The organism is Tessaracoccus aquimaris, assembly GCF_001997345.1.
GTDB lineage: Bacteria > Actinomycetota > Actinomycetes > Propionibacteriales > Propionibacteriaceae > Arachnia > Arachnia aquimaris.
Map to the genome: position 1 here is coordinate 1,309,750 of NZ_CP019606.1, position 16,591 is coordinate 1,326,340.

The 16,591-nt window shown below is 69.5% G+C and carries 15 protein-coding genes; all 15 read right to left on the reverse strand.

The features are described from left to right. Positions 1-3 precede the first annotated feature (3 nt). The 15 genes from BW730_RS06185 to BW730_RS06250 all read right to left on the reverse strand — a co-directional run bounded on the left by BW730_RS06185 (position 4) and on the right by BW730_RS06250 (position 16,586). Positions 4-777, reverse strand: coding sequence for a YebC/PmpR family DNA-binding transcriptional regulator (locus BW730_RS06185; RefSeq protein ID WP_077685497.1), 774 nt, complete (start codon positions 775-777; stop codon positions 4-6). Between the two features lie 59 nt (positions 778-836). Beyond that, positions 837-1,775 (reverse strand): GNAT family N-acetyltransferase, encoded by a 939-nt coding sequence (locus tag BW730_RS06190; RefSeq protein ID WP_145952746.1) that lies wholly within the window; start codon positions 1,773-1,775, stop codon positions 837-839. A 17-nt stretch (positions 1,776-1,792) separates the two neighbouring features. Further along, positions 1,793-2,584, reverse strand: a complete 792-nt coding sequence (locus BW730_RS06195; protein ID WP_077685499.1) for a lysophospholipid acyltransferase family protein — start codon at positions 2,582-2,584, stop codon at positions 1,793-1,795. Then, complete coding sequence (locus BW730_RS18455) at positions 2,581-3,213, reverse strand: hypothetical protein (protein WP_077685500.1); 633 nt, start codon at positions 3,211-3,213, stop codon at positions 2,581-2,583. The genes BW730_RS06195 and BW730_RS18455 overlap by 4 nt, the downstream gene beginning before the upstream one ends. Further along, the gene (locus BW730_RS06205; RefSeq protein WP_077685501.1) at positions 3,183-4,100 is read right to left on the reverse strand and encodes a lactate racemase domain-containing protein; all 918 of its coding nucleotides are present in this window, start codon (positions 4,098-4,100) and stop codon (positions 3,183-3,185) included. The genes BW730_RS18455 and BW730_RS06205 overlap by 31 nt, the downstream gene beginning before the upstream one ends. A 16-nt stretch (positions 4,101-4,116) precedes the next feature. Next, complete coding sequence (locus BW730_RS06210) at positions 4,117-5,838, reverse strand: haloacid dehalogenase-like hydrolase (protein ID WP_226997102.1); 1,722 nt, start codon at positions 5,836-5,838, stop codon at positions 4,117-4,119. After that, positions 5,835-6,434, reverse strand: coding sequence for an SDR family oxidoreductase (locus BW730_RS19120; protein ID WP_226997103.1), 600 nt, complete (start codon positions 6,432-6,434; stop codon positions 5,835-5,837). Before BW730_RS19120 ends, BW730_RS06210 begins: the two co-directional genes overlap by 4 nt. Positions 6,435-6,463: 29 nt before the next feature. Beyond that, positions 6,464-7,195 (reverse strand): bifunctional 1-(5-phosphoribosyl)-5-((5-phosphoribosylamino)methylideneamino)imidazole-4-carboxamide isomerase/phosphoribosylanthranilate isomerase PriA, encoded by a 732-nt coding sequence (gene priA / locus BW730_RS06215; protein WP_077685502.1) that lies wholly within the window; start codon positions 7,193-7,195, stop codon positions 6,464-6,466. A 28-nt stretch (positions 7,196-7,223) separates the two neighbouring features. Beyond that, positions 7,224-7,835 (reverse strand): imidazole glycerol phosphate synthase subunit HisH, encoded by a 612-nt coding sequence (hisH, locus tag BW730_RS06220; protein WP_077685503.1) that lies wholly within the window; start codon positions 7,833-7,835, stop codon positions 7,224-7,226. Next, complete coding sequence (hisB, locus tag BW730_RS06225; RefSeq protein WP_077685504.1) at positions 7,832-8,440, reverse strand: imidazoleglycerol-phosphate dehydratase HisB; 609 nt, start codon at positions 8,438-8,440, stop codon at positions 7,832-7,834. Before hisB ends, hisH begins: the two co-directional genes overlap by 4 nt. Beyond that, positions 8,437-9,528 (reverse strand): histidinol-phosphate transaminase, encoded by a 1,092-nt coding sequence (locus tag BW730_RS06230; RefSeq protein ID WP_077685505.1) that lies wholly within the window; start codon positions 9,526-9,528, stop codon positions 8,437-8,439. The genes hisB and BW730_RS06230 overlap by 4 nt, the downstream gene beginning before the upstream one ends. Next, a complete protein-coding gene (hisD, locus tag BW730_RS06235) occupies positions 9,525-10,826 on the reverse strand; it encodes a histidinol dehydrogenase (RefSeq protein ID WP_077685506.1) in 1,302 nt (433 codons plus the stop codon). The genes BW730_RS06230 and hisD overlap by 4 nt, the downstream gene beginning before the upstream one ends. Positions 10,827-10,836: 10 nt before the next feature. Beyond that, on the reverse strand, positions 10,837-11,409 hold the full coding sequence (locus tag BW730_RS06240; RefSeq protein ID WP_077685507.1) for a hypothetical protein: 573 nt from the start codon (positions 11,407-11,409) through the stop codon (positions 10,837-10,839). Continuing rightward, a complete protein-coding gene (gene dnaE / locus BW730_RS06245) occupies positions 11,409-14,897 on the reverse strand; it encodes a DNA polymerase III subunit alpha (RefSeq protein WP_237268023.1) in 3,489 nt (1,162 codons plus the stop codon). Before dnaE ends, BW730_RS06240 begins: the two co-directional genes overlap by 1 nt. A 156-nt stretch (positions 14,898-15,053) precedes the next feature. Beyond that, complete coding sequence (locus BW730_RS06250; RefSeq protein WP_077687544.1) at positions 15,054-16,586, reverse strand: aspartate-alanine antiporter-like transporter; 1,533 nt, start codon at positions 16,584-16,586, stop codon at positions 15,054-15,056. Between the last annotated feature and the right edge of the window lie 5 nt (positions 16,587-16,591).

Sequence of the window (16,591 nt, forward strand, 5' to 3'; positions counted from 1 at the left end):
TACTCAGTCCTCGTCTTCGAGTGCCTGTGCGACCTCGGGGGTGACATCGACGTTGGTGAAGACGTTCTGCACGTCGTCGGAGTCCTCCAACGCGTCGATGATCCGCTCGACCTTCTGGGCGACGTCGACCGAGTCGACCTCCTGGTCGAACGAGGCCACGAACTGCACCTCGGAGGAGTCGTAGTCGAGACCGGCCGACTCGATGGCCTTTCGCACCTCGACGAGGTCGTTGGGGTCGGTGTAGGCCTCGAACTCGTCACCGTTGTCGGAGACCTCCTCGAGGCCAGCCTCCAGCGCGGCCTCCAGCAGGGCGTCCTCGCTCAGTTCGCCCGAGGTCTGCTTCTTCGGCACGACGACGACGCCCTTGCGGGAGAACAGTCGCTGGACGGATCCGACGTCTGCCATGGTGCCCCCGTTGCGGGTGACGGCGACCCGCACGTCGGACGCGGAGCGGTTGCGGTTGTCGGTGAGGCACTCGATCAGGATGGCGACGCCCGCAGGGCCGTAGGCCTCGTACATGATCGTCTCGTAGTCGGCCCCGCCGGACTCGGCGCCAGAGCCGCGCTTGACGGCGCGATCGATGTTGTCGTTGGGAACCGAGGACTTCTTGGCCTTCTGGATGGCGTCGTAGAGAGTGGGGTTGCCCGCTGGGTCACCGCCACCGATCCGCGCCGCGACCTCGACGTTCTTGATCAGCTTGGCGAAGAGCTTGCCCCGCTTGGCGTCGATGACGGCCTTCTTGTGCTTGGTCGTTGCCCATTTGGAATGGCCGCTCATCCGGTCCCACTTTCTCGTCGCAGAAGTAACTCTCGATAGAGCAGCCTATCGTGTCGGCCCTAAACGACCTTGCTGAGCAGCGCCACCGCGTCCCGTGTCGTGTAGCCGAGTTCGCGGGCGAGCCGCGAGAGCCCCAGCCCGTCCGGCGTGTCGATCCCGAGGCCCGCCTCGGTGCAGCCGGATGTGCGCATCGAGCGCAGGCACGAGCCGAGCAGCGCGAGGGAGATGCCACGGCGGCGGTAGTCGGGGTGGACACCGAAGCGTTCGGTCCAGCCGCCGCAGGGGTCGCCGTCGTCGACGACGCTCATGGCATAGCCGACGATCCGGTCGCCGTCGCGCGCGACGAAGGACCACTCGGGGCGGAAGCCGACGTCGGCCAGGCGCTGGTTCCATTCCTCGGCCTGGACCTCCGCGCCGCCAATGGGTTTGAAGCAGAGGTTGTGCAGCACGCGCACCTCCTCCGCGTCGGCGGGGAGGAAGCCCGCGATCGAGATCCCGTCAGCGTCCGGGACCACCAGGGGCTGGCCCAGGTCGCGGTGCAGGTCGTAGTAGTAGCGCTCCGGCTCGAAGCCCTGCCTGCGGGCGACGCCCTCGAGGCCCGGCCTGCCGACCTCGGCGTAGCAGCCGAGCCACAGCGGAACTCCCGGATGGTTCTCGTCGCGCCAGGCCTTGGCGCGCTCGATCTGCCACTTCAGGAGCGCGGTGCCGACCATCATGTGACGGTGCACGGGGTGCACGCCGCCCATCAGGTACATCCGGAGCGGATCGGTGCTTGCGAGGAATCCGGCGCCGAAGGCCGAGAGCGAGGAGTAGGCGTCCCAGCCGCCGACGGCCAACCCTGTTGCGGGGAGCAGGTCTCTGTCGAGGATCGCCGCGGTCATCCCCGAGAGAACCGAGTTGTCCAGCGCCTCGAGTTGGGCCCTGAAGCTCTCGATCTCGGGGGCATCGTGACTGCCTAAGAGCCGCCACCTGAGGTGCGGCTCCACATAGGCTTCCATGGTCGTCAGTCTACGCCTCACCGCCAGATGCGCGGTCGCGCATCCTTGGTTGGGGCGGCCTGGTCCCAGAGCCGACGCCAGCGGGGCGTCTGTTCCAGCGACGGGACTGAGGGCCCCTCGGCGCGCCGCCGCTCGACGGCCCACCAGCTCAGGTCGCCCTCGTGGACGAGTTGCTCCACGCGGTGCTGCAGTTCCGCGGTCGCCTCGGCGAGGCCCTGGCCGCGCGGGTAGATGGGGGCACCGAACCGGATCGACACCTTTGGCCGCGCGCGCAGCGGCAGCTTCAGGATGTCCTTCAGCTTGAACGTACCGACCAGGCCGACGGGGACCACCGCGACGTTGTGCTGCCCTGCGATGCCCGCCGCGACGTCGGAGAACTCCCCCACCTGTCGCCCGGCAGATGGGTCGTCGGTGAAGACCACCACGTTGCGGCCCCGCGCAAGCGAGCGTGAGGGCGTGACGTTGGTCGGGCGCAGCCGCGACGGGAGCGAGAGCCGCAGCAACTGGTAGTCCAGGGCGCCCTGCTCGTTGGCGGCCAGCACGAACGGGTGGCGAAGGCCCGTCAGGGAGTCGTCACCGACCAGTTCGATGTCGAAGCGGAAGCCGAGGAGGCGGAGCATCAGGTGCCTGCCCGGACGCTCCGTCCGGAACCCCAGTTCGCGGGCCACGACCGGACGGGGCGGCACACCCGCGGGGCGACGGCGGCGCAGCGTGGCGGTCAACGCGTCGAGGAGGTCGGCGGGCAGCGTGAACTGCGGCCGCTTCTTCGACCTGCGGCTCTGCGCCCAGGAGGGCAGGTCCCTGCTCATCGCACGTCGCCCAACGCCAGCCCTGGGCCGCGCAGCATCGTGATGCTCGGGTGCATGCCGACGGTGCCCGAGGCGATCTCGAGGGCGTCGGCGTAGGTGGTGGCCGCGCGATGCCCGAGCAGCGCAGCGACGCGACGGTCTCCCCCGACCCAGATGACGTCGGAGAACCGGCTCGATGCGCTGGCCAGTTCGTACCACTGCTGGTAGACGCGCAGCGGATGGTCGGCGAAGTTCTTGCGGTACAGGTCGAGGTACCACTCGTCGTCGACCGAGCTGGGCTGGAAGTCGGCGGCGATCTCCGCGGGATCGGTCGTGACGGGCAGCACCTTCGCGAAGAAGTCCGCAGCGCTGGACTGGCGACGGTTGGAGAACCGGTTGCGCAGCGGATGGAACGCGATCAGCACGCCGCCCTCGCGGGCAAGCGGCGCCTCCAGGTGGCTGCCTGCGCGGGTGACCAGGGCGTGGTGCGCGGCGCCGAGCGGCGACCCGATGGCGTCGACCGGGTCGATGGAGGGGCCCCACACCGAGGTGACGAGCACGTCGGCCGAGCCCTTCACCTCGACGGCGTTGGCGGCCTGCCACACCTCGCGCGAGTCGTTCAGCGCCGCGGAGAAGGCACCACCGACCACGTCGATGACCGCGTAGTCGGCACGGGGGTTGCCGTTGACCAGTTGGGCACCCTGACGGGGAAGCGCCGCGATGATCTGCCGGGACGCGGCGAACGCCAACCGGTCGCTGAGGCGCCATTCCCATTCGCGGCTCGACAGGAAGCGAAGCCCGGGGCGAGCAGCGGCTGGCCGAGGACCGCGAGCAGCGCGAAGCCGGGCACCTTTTCCTGGATCAGGTCGCTGACGCCGCGCTCGAACTCGCGGTCGGGGGCGACGCCACCGATCCGGTCAAGCGTGGTCAGGTCGGTCAGGCCGAGCGCGAGCGGGCAGCGCTCCGAGTCGTCGCCGCGGATGCCGATCACGACCACGAGGTCGGACTGGGCGACCCGCCGGTTCACGCGCACCGTGGTGCCGTCCACCTCGCCGACGGAGACGAGGTCGGGACTCGTCACGTCATGGCTCGTGATGAGCCCGTCAGGCAGGAACGACGTGGCGACCCGGTCGCCGAGCACCCGGGTGACCTGCTGCGTGTTCCAGCGCTGCTTCAGGCCGTTGGCGACCACGATCTCGACGTCGTCGACCCCGTTGCGGGCCGCGATCTCCAGGACCCGCTCTGCGAGCGTGCGGCGCGGGTCGAAGTGGGGCCGTGGCAGCGGCGCGTCGGCGTCGACGATGACCAGCGTGAGCCGGGTGTCGGGGCGCAACTGCTCCGAGAGCGGCGCGACGCCTGTCGGGGCGCCGACCGCGGCGTCGATCAGGCCGACGGGGTCCGAGGACTCCTCAGCGTCGGCGGCGTAGACCACCTGGGTGCCGATGCCGAAGCGCTCCAACCGAAGCTGGGCTCCCGACATCGTCATGAGGTGCGGGGTCTTTTCGTCGACCTCCAGCACAAACCCGGGACGAGACATCAGCGGTCCTTTCCGTTCACGACATCTTGAGGCGAGGCAGCGGAGACATCTCCGGCCACTCGACGATTGACCAGCCCTTGGACTTGGCGGCGCGCATCAACCCGATGTCCGGGCTGACGGCGACCGGGTTGCCAACGGCGTTGAGCATCGGCAGGTCGACGTGGCTGTCGGCATAGCCGAACGAGTTGGCCAGGTTGATGCCGTGCAGTTGGGCGTAGTGGTTCAGCCACGCGGAGCGTGACTCCCCCACCATGGGCGGGCCGCTGAGGAAGCCGGTGCAGATCCCGTTCTCGTCGGTGGCCAGTTCGGCGGCGACGATGGTGTCGAACAGGCCCTCGAACGGCCGGGTGAGTGGCCGGATCACGCCGGTCATCAGGATGGTGGTGTGGCCGGCGTCGCGGTGCTCGCGGATGCGGCGGATCGCGTCGGGCGACATCCGGTCGAGGATCAGCGGCGACAGCTTCTCGTCGACGTAGCTCTCCAGCGCGGCCAGGTCGGCGCCCGCGTAGCGGCGGTAGATGGAGCGCAGGAACACGCCCCTGTCGCGACGCTCCGCGCCCAGGTACATCGGCAGTTGCAGCGCGAGGCTTGCGACCTCCCCGATCCGCCGCAGCGGCGACAGCTCGGGAAGCCGCGCCCAGAGGTAGGTCTCGACGACGTTGGTGGCCATCACGGTGCCGTCAAGGTCGAACGCGGCGAGCACGGTGCCCGGCTCGGCGGGCTTGAGGTCGCGGAAGGTGGTGGAGCGCCCCTTGCGGCGCTTGCGGGCCGCCTCGAGTCGGCGCACCGGATCCGTGATGGCCGGGATGTGCACCTCCTCCATGTAGTGCTTCCACTCGAAGCTGGCCGAGTCGAAGCCGAACCGGTCGCGGTCGTCGGGGTGCAGCGAGTGGTGCAGCGCGAGCGTGCAGTCGTCGACGAAGTGGAGCTCCGACTGCAGGTACTCGCCGTACAGCGTCATGTACTTGCCGAGGAACTCGAGTTGCTTGCGGGACTTGTCGAGCGAGGCGGCCAACTGCCTGGTCTTCTTGCCACGGGGGGCGAAGCTGATCAGCTTGTTGCCGATCCTCACGCCCTTGTCGGCGAGCCTCATGAACATCTCGACGGGCTCGGCGCCGGGGAAGTTCCAGGTCGCAAGCGGGGTCGAGCCCTGCCCGGAGGTGTAGGGGTGCTCGCTGAAGTAGTTGCGGACGTGTTCGTAGACGCCGCGGAACGTGAGCGGGTTCCTGGCACCGGAACTGCAGTGGTAGTACTCGGGCTGGCCGATCTCCGGCGTGGTCGCACAGACCGCGACGATCGCGTTGACGACGAAGTCGCACGGGATGATGTCGATGACGGCGTCGGGCGAGGCGGGGAACTCGGGCAGTTGGCCGCGGCCGTAGGCCAGGATGATCGGGTCGGCCATCTTGAACCCCTCGATCCACCCCGGGTACGGGTTGGTGAGCGAGGATTCGACGATGGCGGGCCGCACGATGGAGGCCATGAAGTCGCCGCTGAGGTCGGCGACGACGCGCTCAGCCAGCGCCTTGGCGAAGGTGTAGACGTCGGTCCAGCCGAGCGAGCGGGCCCGCTCGGTGCCTGCCGCGACGAGTTCCTGCTTGACCCACTCCTGGCGGCGTCGCTCGGTGTCCTCCGAGGTCGTCAGGTAGCCGGCCTGGCGGTGCAGCGCCTCCGCCTCCTTGCGCAGCTTGGTGAGCTGTTCGGAACTGCGGGAGCGGGCCTCGACGTGCTCCTTCATGGCGAGCGCGGCGCGGGTCTCCGCCTCGTAGTCGATGTCGTGGATGTGCGCGGCCTCGGGGATGGCCCCCGGCGCCTGCCCGCGGTGTAGGCGGTCGACACGTGCAGGTAGTGCGGGATCTTGACGAGGTTGCCCTCGTCGTCGGAGCAGGCCTCGCGCAGCTTCGTCAGCAGCGCCTTGGTGCCGACGACGTTGGTCATGAACGCCTGGTCGATGGGCGGGTCGAACGAGACGTCTCCCGCGCAGTGCAGCAGCACGTCGAGGTCACGGGGCAGGTCCGGAACCTGCGGCAGGTCGCCCTCGATGACCTCGACGCGGCTGGCCATCAGTTCCTCGACGCCGCCCGCATCGCGCACGACGTCGGCGAAGATCTTCTTCTTCAGCAGGCTGGCGACGCGCTCCGCGGCGGTCACCGATCCCTTGCGGCGCACCAGCACGGCGGTGCGGGTGTCGGGGCACTCGGTGAGCACCTTCCAGAGGATCTGCTCACCGATGAAGCCGGTGACGCCGGTCATCACGATCTTCTTGCCCGCGAGGAGGTCGCTGATCCTGCCGTCGAGCAGCGGCGGCACGTGCACCGTCCCGGGTGAGCTCACCCCGAACGTGCTAGCGGGTGGTTTGACCATCACAGCTCCCCTTCGGCGACCTGCAGGGCCTCCTCGATCGTGAAGCGGCCGACGTAGAGGGCGGTGCCGACGATGGCGCCCTCGACGCCCTGGGGCACGAGGCGGCGCAGGTCGCGCAGGTTCTCCAGCGTCGCGATGCCGCCGGAGGCGATCACCTTCTTGCCGCTGCGCGCGGCGACCGCCGTCAGAAGTTCGGTGTTGGGCCCGGTCAGCATGCCGTCGGCGTTGACGTCGGTGACCACGAAGCGCTCGCAGCCCGCCGCGACGAGCCGGTCGAGGGTCTCCATCCAGGGGCCTCCCTCCGTGGTCCAGCCGCGGGCCGCAAGGTTCTCGCCGCGCACGTCGAGGCCGATCGCGACCCGGTCGCCGTGTTCGGCGACGATCCGGTCGCACCACTGCGGGTTCTCGAGAGCTGCGGTGCCGATGTTGACGCGGCGCGCCCCCGTGGCGAGCGCCCGGTTCAGCGACTCGTCGTCGCGGATGCCGCCGGAGAGTTCCACCTGGATGTCGAGATTGCCCACGATGTCGCGCAGCAGGTCGGCGTTGCTTCCGCGACCGAACGCGGCGTCCAGGTCGACGAGGTGCAGCCAGGAGGCGCCGCCGTCCTGCCAGCGCATCGCGGCCTTCAGCGGGTCGCCGAACTCCTTCTGGGTTCCAGCGACCCCCTGCACGAGCTGAACGGCCTGACCGCCCTGCACATCAACGGCCGGCAAAAGCTCCAAAGTCTCCACGACGTCACACCCTATCCGAACACCCTCATCAGAGCTTCCGAAGCCAGGTGGCGATGAGGTGCGCCCCGGCTTCGCCCGACTTCTCGGGGTGGAACTGTGTCGAGGCGAGGTTGCCCCGTTCGACGGCGGCAACGAACCGGCCGTCCTCGTGCTCGGCGGTCGCCACGAGGGCGTCGTCGGGCCCGGTGAGCGCCGCGTAGGAGTGCACGAAGTAGAACCGCTCCCCCGCGGGGCCGCCGAACAGGCTCATGCCGTCGGCGGGCTGAACGGTGTTCCAGCCCATGTGTGGCAGCCGCCTCGCGGGGAGCGTGTCGACGCTGCCGCGCAGCACCCCGACCCCGGGGGTGACGGTGCCGTGCTCGGTGCCCTGCTCGAACAGGATCTGGTGCCCGACGCAGATGCCGAGCAGCGGCCGGTCGGCCGCGACCCACTCGCGGATCAGATCGACGCCGCCCGCCTGCGTCAGCCCCCGCATGCAGGCGGCGAAGGCGCCGACGCCCGGCACGACGAGGGCGTCCTGGCGACGCAGTTCACCGAGGTCGGACGTGACGCTGACGTCGGCGCCGGCGTTGGCGAACGCCCGGGCAGCCGAGTGCAGGTTGCCCGAGCCGTAGTCGAACAGGCCGACGCGCCGGTTCAGAGCGCGCCCTTCGTGCTCGGGATCCCCTGCTGGCGGGGGTCGATCTCGACTGCCTCGCGCAGCGCGCGGGCAAGGGCCTTGAACTCGGCCTCCACGATGTGGTGCGGGTCGCGTCCAGACAGCAGGCGCAGGTGCAGGCAGAGGCCAGCGTTGAGCGCGAGCGCCTCGAAGACGTGGTACGTCATTGACCCGGCGTACGGCACCCCGGAGCCGCCGATCAGCGCGTACGGCTGGCCCTCCGGCTCGCCCTGGCAGGTGACGTAGGGGCGGCCCGCGACATCGACGACCACGTCGGCGACGGCCTCGTCGAGCGGGATGACGGCGTGCCCGTAGCGGCGGATGCCCGCCTTGTCGCCCAACGCCTCCTTGAGAGCCTGGCCGATGCAGATGGCGGTGTCCTCGACGGTGTGGTGGCCGTCGATGTGCAGGTCGCCCTCCGCCTTGACCGTGAGGTCGATCAGCGAATGCTTCGACAGCGCCGTCAGCATGTGGTCATAGAACCCGACGCCGGTGGAGATTTCGGACGTGCCGGTGCCGTCGAGGTCCAGGGTGACGGTGATCGTCGACTCGCTGGTGGAGCGGCTGATGGTCGCGGTGCGGCTCATGAGGGGTTCCCTTCCAGTGGTGGCGAAAGCTCGTCGAGGGCGCTTCGCAGGATGGCCATCTCGTCGGGGGTGCCCGCCGAGACGCGCAGGAAGCCTGCAGGCCCGGTCTCGCGGATCAGGATGCCGCGATCCAGCAGATCCTGCCAGACGCGGTGCCTGTCGGGGAACCGCCCGAACAGCGAGAAGTTCGATTCGGAGTCGATCACCTCGTAGCCGCGACCGCGGGCCCAGTCCTCGAACGCGCGGGCCTCGGCCGCGAGCGAGCGGACCTGGGCGAGCAGTTCGTCGGAATGCGCCAGCGCGACGCGGGCGATGGCCTGCGTCTGGGCGCTGAGGTGGTACGGCAGTCGCACGATCCGGCAGGCGTCGACGATGGCGGGGGCCGCGGCGAGGTAGCCGACCCGGCCCCCCGCCAGCGCGAACGCCTTCGACATGGTGCGCGACACGATCAGCCTCGGGTGTTTCGCCAGCAGTTCGAGCGCGCTCGGCCCGCTGGAGAACTCCTGGTAGGCCTCATCCACGACAAGCAGCGTGTCGCTGCCCTCGAGCACGGCCTCGATGGTGGCCAGGTCGACGGTGGTGCCGGTCGGGTTGTTCGGGGTCGTGATCAGCGTCACCGTCGGGCGGTGCTCCGCGATCGCGCCGAGCACCAGGTCGGCGTCGAGGGTGTAGTCGGGGTGGCGCGGCACCGTCACGTACTCGGTGCAGGTGTTGCGCGCGTACTCCGGGTACATCGAGTAGGTCGGCGTGAACGTCAGGACGCGGCGCCCCGGGCCACCGAACGCGGTGAGCAGGTGCGCCATCACCTCGTTGGAGCCGTTGGCCACCCACACGTTCTCGGCGCTCAGGCCGTGGCCGAGGTACGCGGCGAGGTCGCCGCGCAGCCCGAGCGCCTCGCGATCCGGGTAACGGTTGAGGGTGCCAGCGGCGGACACGATCGCGGCGGCCATCTCGTGCCGGATCACCTGCGACGGCGGGTACGGGTTCTCGTTGACGTTGAGGACGATCGGCACGTCGATCTGCGGCGCCCCGTAGGGCTCCTGGCCGACGAGGTCGTCGCGCAGCGGCAGGTCGGCGAGGCTGATCACGCGCGCCGCCTGACGGTGACGGCCGCGGCATGCCCCGGCAACTGCTCGGCGTTGGCGAACCGCTCGACGCCGTCGGCGATGGCCATCAGGCCCTGCTCGTCGTAGCTGATCACGTGCACGGTGCGCACGAAGGATCGCACCGTCAGGCCCGACGAGTGCGCCCCGGCACCCGCGGTCGGCAGCACGTGCGTCGACCCGGCGGAGTAGTCGCCGAGCGAGACGGGCGAGTAGTCGCCGACGAAGATGGCGCCCGCGTTGCGGATCCTTGCGGCGACCGAGTCGGCGTCCGCCGTCTGGATCTCGAGGTGCTCGGCCGCGTACGCGTCGGCGACCGCGATCGCCTGGTCGAGGTCGCGCACCAGCACGACGGCCGACTGCTCCCCCGTCAGCGCGGTGCGGATCCGGTCGGCGTTGGGCGCGTCGACGACCTGCCGTTCGACCTCCGCCTGAACCTTCTCGGCCAGCGCGGTCGAGGCGGTGATCAGGACGGAGCCCGCCAGCGGGTCGTGCTCGGCCTGGGAGATCAGGTCGGCCGCGACAAAGACGGGGTTCGCGGTGTCGTCGGCGACGATCGCGATCTCGGTGGGGCCCGCCTCCGAGTCGATGCCGACCCGGCCGCGCACGAGGCGCTTGGCGGCCACCACGTAGATGTTGCCGGGGCCGGTGATCAGCGACACGGGCTCGACGATGTCCTCGACACCGTAGGCGAACATCGCGACGGCCTGGGCACCGCCGACGGCGTAGACCTCGTCAACGCCGAGCAGGTGGCACAGCGCGAGGATGTTGGGGTGCGGCAGGCCACCGAACTCGCGCTGCGGCGGGGAGGCGACCGCGATGGAGCCGACGCCCGCGACCTGCGCTGGGACGACGTTCATGATCACGCTTGAGGCCAGCGGCGCAAGGCCGCCAGGCACGTACAGGCCGACGCGGTCGACGGGGATGTTGCGCAGCGAGACGCGCGCGCCCTCGGCGAGGATCGCGGGCGCGGGGTTGGTGTCGACCTCGAGTTCCTGGGCGACCTGACGGCGGCGCCGGATCGACTCCCCGAAGGCGTCAGCCAGGTCGGGGTCGAGGTCGGCGGCGGCCTTGGCCAGCACGTCGGCAGACACGCGAAGCGAGGTGGGCGCGACGCCGTCGAAGCGCTCCGAGTACTCCATGATGGCGGCCTCGCCGCGATGCGCGACGTCGGCGACGATGGGCCGCACCACGTCAAGGGCCGCATCCACGTCGAACTGACCCCGCGGCAGGCGCGTCCGGTAGGCGCCGTCGACGCCCGTGAAATCAAGAGTTTGGAGCACGGGCCTGAGTCTAGTGTGTGACGACGATGTCGCTCTCCACCTGCTCAATGCGTGGCTCTGGCCAGAAGGCGGAGAGCAGCATGATGGGCGTCACCGCCGCGAACGGGCCGACGATCAGCGCCGAGAGGGCCCTCAGTTGCAGGTCGACCTGCACCACGTCGCCCGCCGATGCGGCGGCCAGCCGGGCGTCGAACCCGGAGGTGCCGATCACGATGCCGAACCGCCACGCCATCAGGGAGGCGCCGAGCGCCGCGAGCATCGGTACGACCGTCACGACCCAGCCGCGCTTGTGGAGCATCAGCCAGCCCACGATGCCGATCAGCAGGCCGATGCTGCCCGTGATCACCGTGAAGCTGACGTCGGCCCCGACGATGCCCGCCAGGTTCAGCTCGGACATCGTCGCGGACAGGTCGTCGCGCACCGCGTACGACGGCAGCGGCGTCGTCTTGGCCCACAGCAGCCCGCCGAGCGCCCCCATCACGACGCAGCCTGCGAAGAACACGGCGACGCGCCAGTAGGTGCGACCCCACAGCTCGGCGAGCTGCCCGCTCGGCGGGGTGACCGTCAGTGTCGGTTCGACCATCAGAGTTCCCGCTCCATGCCGACCGACGACGGCCCGAGGACCGCCTTGAGGTCGGCGAACAGCGCGGAGGTCAGCTCGACGCGGAAGCCGTCGCCGAGCCGGAAGGTCTTGACCTGTTCGCCGGTGCGCAGGTTCAGGTGCACCTCGGCGGCGCCCGGGTACTGGGCGAGGATCCGCTTCAGTTCACCCACCACACCCGGCGTGCAGCGCACCGCGGGAAGCGTCAGCGCCAGCGGCCCGACGTTGCCCTCAGCGCTCATGTGGGGAACGGTGAGGCCCTGCGCCCGGACCCGGCCGCGGTCCTCTCCGGACTCGACGATGCCGTCGACCGAGACGATCGTGTCGGGTGCGAGGTGTTGCGCGACCTGGTCGTAGACGCGCGGGAAGACCGTCACCTCGATGGAGTTGGTGAGGTCCTCCAGCACGACCTGCGCCCAGATGTTGCCCGCCTTGTTGACGCGACGGTTGACCGAGGTGATCAGCCCGCACAGCTTCGCGGGCCCTCGGTAGCCGTCCTCGGCAACCGCCGCGGCGATGCTCCGGTCGCCGTTGCTCTGCAGCACGTGCTCCAGCCCGTTGAGCGGGTGGTCGGAGACGTAGAGGCCCAGCATCTCGCGCTCGAAGGCGAGCTTGGTGCGACGGTCCCACTCGTCGACCTCCGGCACCTGGCCGTGCACGGCAGACGACGAGTCGTCCTGCTCCGCCTCGAAGCCGAAGTCGAAGCCGTCCTGGCCGTTCTCGGCGTTGCGCTTGAGGTCGATGATGGAGTCGACGGCGTTCTCGAAGATGCCCATCAACGAGCGGCGGGTGTGGCCGAGTTCGTCGAAGGCGCCGGACTTGATCAGCGACTCGATGACGCGCTTGTTGCACATCAGCAGCGGCGCCTTGTCGAGGAAGTCGTAGAAGTCGGACGCGGGCCCGACGGCGTTGCGCTCCTCGATCCAGGCCGTCACGACCTTGTCTCCGACGTTGCGCACGGCGCCCAGGCCGAAGCGGATGTGCTGCCCGACGGGGGTGAACATGACCTCGGAGGAGTTCACATCGGGCGGCAGCACCTCGATGCCCATGTGCCTGCACTCGGCAAGGTACAGCGCCGACTTGTCCTTGTCGTCGCGCACCGACTGCAGCAGTGCCGCCATGTACTCGACCGGATAGTTGGCCTTGAGCCACGCCGTCCAGTAGGAGATGACGCCGTAGGCGGCGGAGTGCGCCTTGTTGAACGCGTAGTCGGAGAACGGGAGCAGGATGTCCCACAGCGTCTGGATGGCGGCCTTGGAGTAGCCGCGCTCGATCATGCCGCCGGAGAAGATCTCGTATTGGGCGTCCAGTTCGGCCTTCTTCTTCTTGCCCATCGCGCGGCGCAGCATGTCCGCGCCGCCCAGCGTGTACCCGGCGAGGTGCTGCGCGATGGCCATCACCTGCTCCTGGTAGACGATCAGGCCGTAGGTCTCGCCGAGGATCGGCTCCAGCGCCTCCGCCAGGTCGGGGTGGATGGGTTCGACGGGCTCGCGGCCGGTCTTGCGGCGGGCGTACTTGTTGTGCGAGTCGGCACCCATCGGCCCCGGTCGGTACAGCGCGCCGACGGCGGAGATGTCTTCGAAGCAGTCGGGCTGCATGGAGCGCAGCAGGGAACGCATCGGCCCGCCGTCGAGCTGGAACACCCCGAGGGTGTCGCCGCGCTGCAGCAGGTCGAAGGTCTTGGGGTCGTCGAGGGTGAGCGTCTCGAGGTCGATGTCGAGCTGCTGGTTCAGCGTGATGTTGTTGAGGGCGTCGGCGATCACCGTCAGGTTCCTGAGCCCGAGGAAGTCCATCTTGATCAGGCCGAGGCTCTCGCAGCCCGGGTAGTCGAACTGCGTGATGATGGCGCCGTCGGCCTCGCGCTTCATGAGGGGCACGATGTCGATCAGGGGCGCCCGGCTCATGATGACGCCTGCCGCGTGCACGCCCCACTGACGCTTCAGGCCCTCGATGCCGCGCGCCGTGTCGACGACGGTGCGCACGTCGGGCGTGGACTGGTACAGCTCGCGGAACTCGGCGCCCTCCGCGTAGCGCTTGTGTTCGTCGTTGAACAGGTCACCGAGCGGGACGCCCTTGCCCATCACGTCCGGGGGCATCGCCTTGGTGATCTGCTCGCCGATCGCGAACGGCATGTCGAGGACGCGGGCCGAGTCCTTGACGGCGGCCTTGGCCTTGATGGAGCCGTAGGTGATGATCTGGGCGACGTACTCGGAGCCGTACTTGTCGGTGACGTACTGGATGACCTCGCCGCGGCGACGGTCGTCGAAGTCGATGTCGAAGTCGGGCATCGAGACGCGCTCCGGGTTGAGGAAGCGCTCGAAGATCAGGCCGTGCTCGATCGGGTCGAGGTCGGTGATCCGCATCGCGTAGGCGCACATCGAGCCTGCGCCGGAGCCTCGGCCGGGGCCGACCCGGACGCCGTTGCTCTTGGCCCAGTTGATGAAGTCGGCGACCACGAGGAAGTAGCCGGAGAAGCCCATCTGGACGATGATGCCCATCTCGAACTCGGCGCGATCGCGGACGTCCTGGCCGTAGCCGTTGGGGTAGCGCACGTCGAGCCCGCGCTCGACCTCCTTGCGGAACCAGGAGTCCTCCGTCTCGCCGTCGGGGACGTCGAAGCGGGGCATGTAGGTGCCGATGCCCTCGTCGAAGGCCGTCTCGATCCGTTCGGCGATCGCGAGCGTGTTGTCGCAGGCCTCGGGGAGCGCCCGGAACAGGTGGCGCATCTCCTCGGGCGACTTCAGGTAGTAGCCGTTGCCGTCGAACTTGAAACGGTCGGTCTGCGCCTTCCTTGACCCGGAGGACACGCACAGCAGCGTGTCGTGCGAGTCGGCGTCGTCGGCGTGCACGTAGTGCAGGTCGTTGCTCGCCACCAGGGGAAGGTTGAGGTCCTTGGCCAGCTTGAGGAGGTCGCTGCGGACGCGCGTCTCGATGTCGAGCCCGTGGTCCATCAACTCGACGTAGAAGTTGCCGTCGCCGAAGATGTCGCGGAACTCGGCGGCCGCCTCTCGGGCGTTGTTGTACTGGCCGAGCCGCAGGAAGGTCTGCACCTCACCGGAGGGGCAGCCGGTCGTGCCGATCAGCCCGTTGCCGTAGAGGTTGAGCAGTTCCCGATCGGCGCGCGGCTTGTAGAAGAAGCCCTCGAGCGAGGAACGGGTGCTGAGCCGGAAGAGGTTGTGCATGCCCTCCTGGTTGGCGGCCCACATCGTCATGTGCGTGTAGGCGCCCTTCGAGGCCACGTCGTCGCCCGTGCCGTCGCCGAACTGCACCCGCTTGCGTTCCGAGCGGTGCGTGCGGGGCGTCAGGTAGGCCTCCAGCCCGATGATGGGCTTGACGCCGAAGCTCTTGCTCGCCTTGTAGAACTCGTACGCGCCGTACAGGTTGCCGTGGTCGGTGATGGCCAGAGCGGGCATCCCCATCTCCTCGGCGCCCTGGAACAGGTCCTTGATTCGCGCGGCACCATCGAGCATCGAGAACTCGGTGTGACAGTGCAGATGCACGAACGATGCGGACAACTTGTTCCTCCTACGACCCGGCGACGCTGGCCCAGCTTACCCAGCGGCACCGACGGTTTCACCATCACGCCTGGGACGGCGCGGCCCCGGCCCGATAACCGGGGTCTTGGGTCACATGACCGCTGCGATGACCTGCACGGCGACGATCTTTCCGATGATCGCCAAGGCGAACAGGGCGGCGTAGCCCGATTCGATGCGCTCGTCGCGACCCTTGTCGACGGCGAAGGCCAGGATGGCGGGCTGGCCGACGAACCCTGCGAAACCACCCGCGGCGCGTGGGGCGCTGAGGCCGAGCAGCCTCGCGCCTCCCAGCAGCAGTGCCGCTGAGACGAGCACCAGCACCGCTGCGACCGCACCTGCCCGGAGCCCGGTCGCCGTCAGGGCCTGCGCCGCGAACGCCGGCCCCGAGGACAGCCCGACGGCGGCCAGGAACAGCAGTAGCCCGAGCTGGCGGATGGTGAGGTTGGCAGACAGCGGGATGTCCCAGATCAGCGGACCGGTGCGGTGCACGGCGCCGAGCAGCATGCCGACCACGAGCGGGCCCGCGGCGGGGCCGAGGGAGAACGTCATGCCGCCCGGCATCGCGATGCTGACCGATCCGAGCAGCAGCCCGAGAACGATCCCGAGGCCGAGCGCGATGGCGTCGACCTCCGAGATCTTGCGCTCCGAATCGCCGAGGTAGTCCCCGAGGGTGGCAAGTTCGCTCTGCGGCGCGACGGCCAGCACCCGGTCGCCCAACTGGAGCACCAGGCCGTCCCTGGCGAGCAGATCCGAGTCGCCGCGCCGCACGCGCGTGATGACCGCGCCGAAGCGGCCGGGCAGGTTGAGTTGCGACACGCTGCGGCCCGCGACCGACGGCGAGGACACGACGAAGCGGCGGAAATCGACGGCCTCGCGATCGTCGGTGAGTTCCCGGTCGAGCGGGTGGCCGAGGTACCGCGCCGCGGCTCGCACGGCCGAAGGTGCGCCGACCACGAGAACCTCGTCTGAGGGCAACAACTCCTCCCCAGGAGCGAGCACCCGGGTCCGGCCCTGCCGTGCGAGGTAGCTCATCTTGATCGACTCGTCGGACCAGCCCGGCACCTCGCGCAGCGCGGCGCGCCGGTCGACGAGGACCGACTCGGCCACCAGGCCCTCCGCCGTGGTCGGCACCGGGTCCTTCTTCCCCGGCCAGCGGCGGTGCACGACCAGCGCCACCACGATGATCGACAGCACCACGCCGACGGGGTAGGCGAGCGAGTAGCCGACGCCCGCGTCGGCGCTTCCCGTCGCCTCGGTGGCGGCCGCAAGCGCGGGCGTCGCCGTCAACGCACCAGCCAGGACTCCCGCCACCAGGTCGTCGCCGAGGCCGAGCGATCCGCCCATCGCGACGGCGATGATCGTCACGACGGCGATCACCGCGAGACCCAACCCCATCAGCGGCATCTGCTTGCGCAGGTCAGAGAAGAACGTCTCCCCCGCCGCGATGCCGACGGTGTAGACGAACAGCGCAAGGCCGAGGTTGGAGATCAGCCCGAGGCCCTCCCCCAGGCTCGGCTCGAGGGCGCCGAGGGTCAGCCCGACGAAGAGCGCGCCCGCGGCCCCGAAGCGCAGCGGACCGAAGGGGATCACGCCGAAGGCGGCACCCAGGGTGACCACCACCATGATGG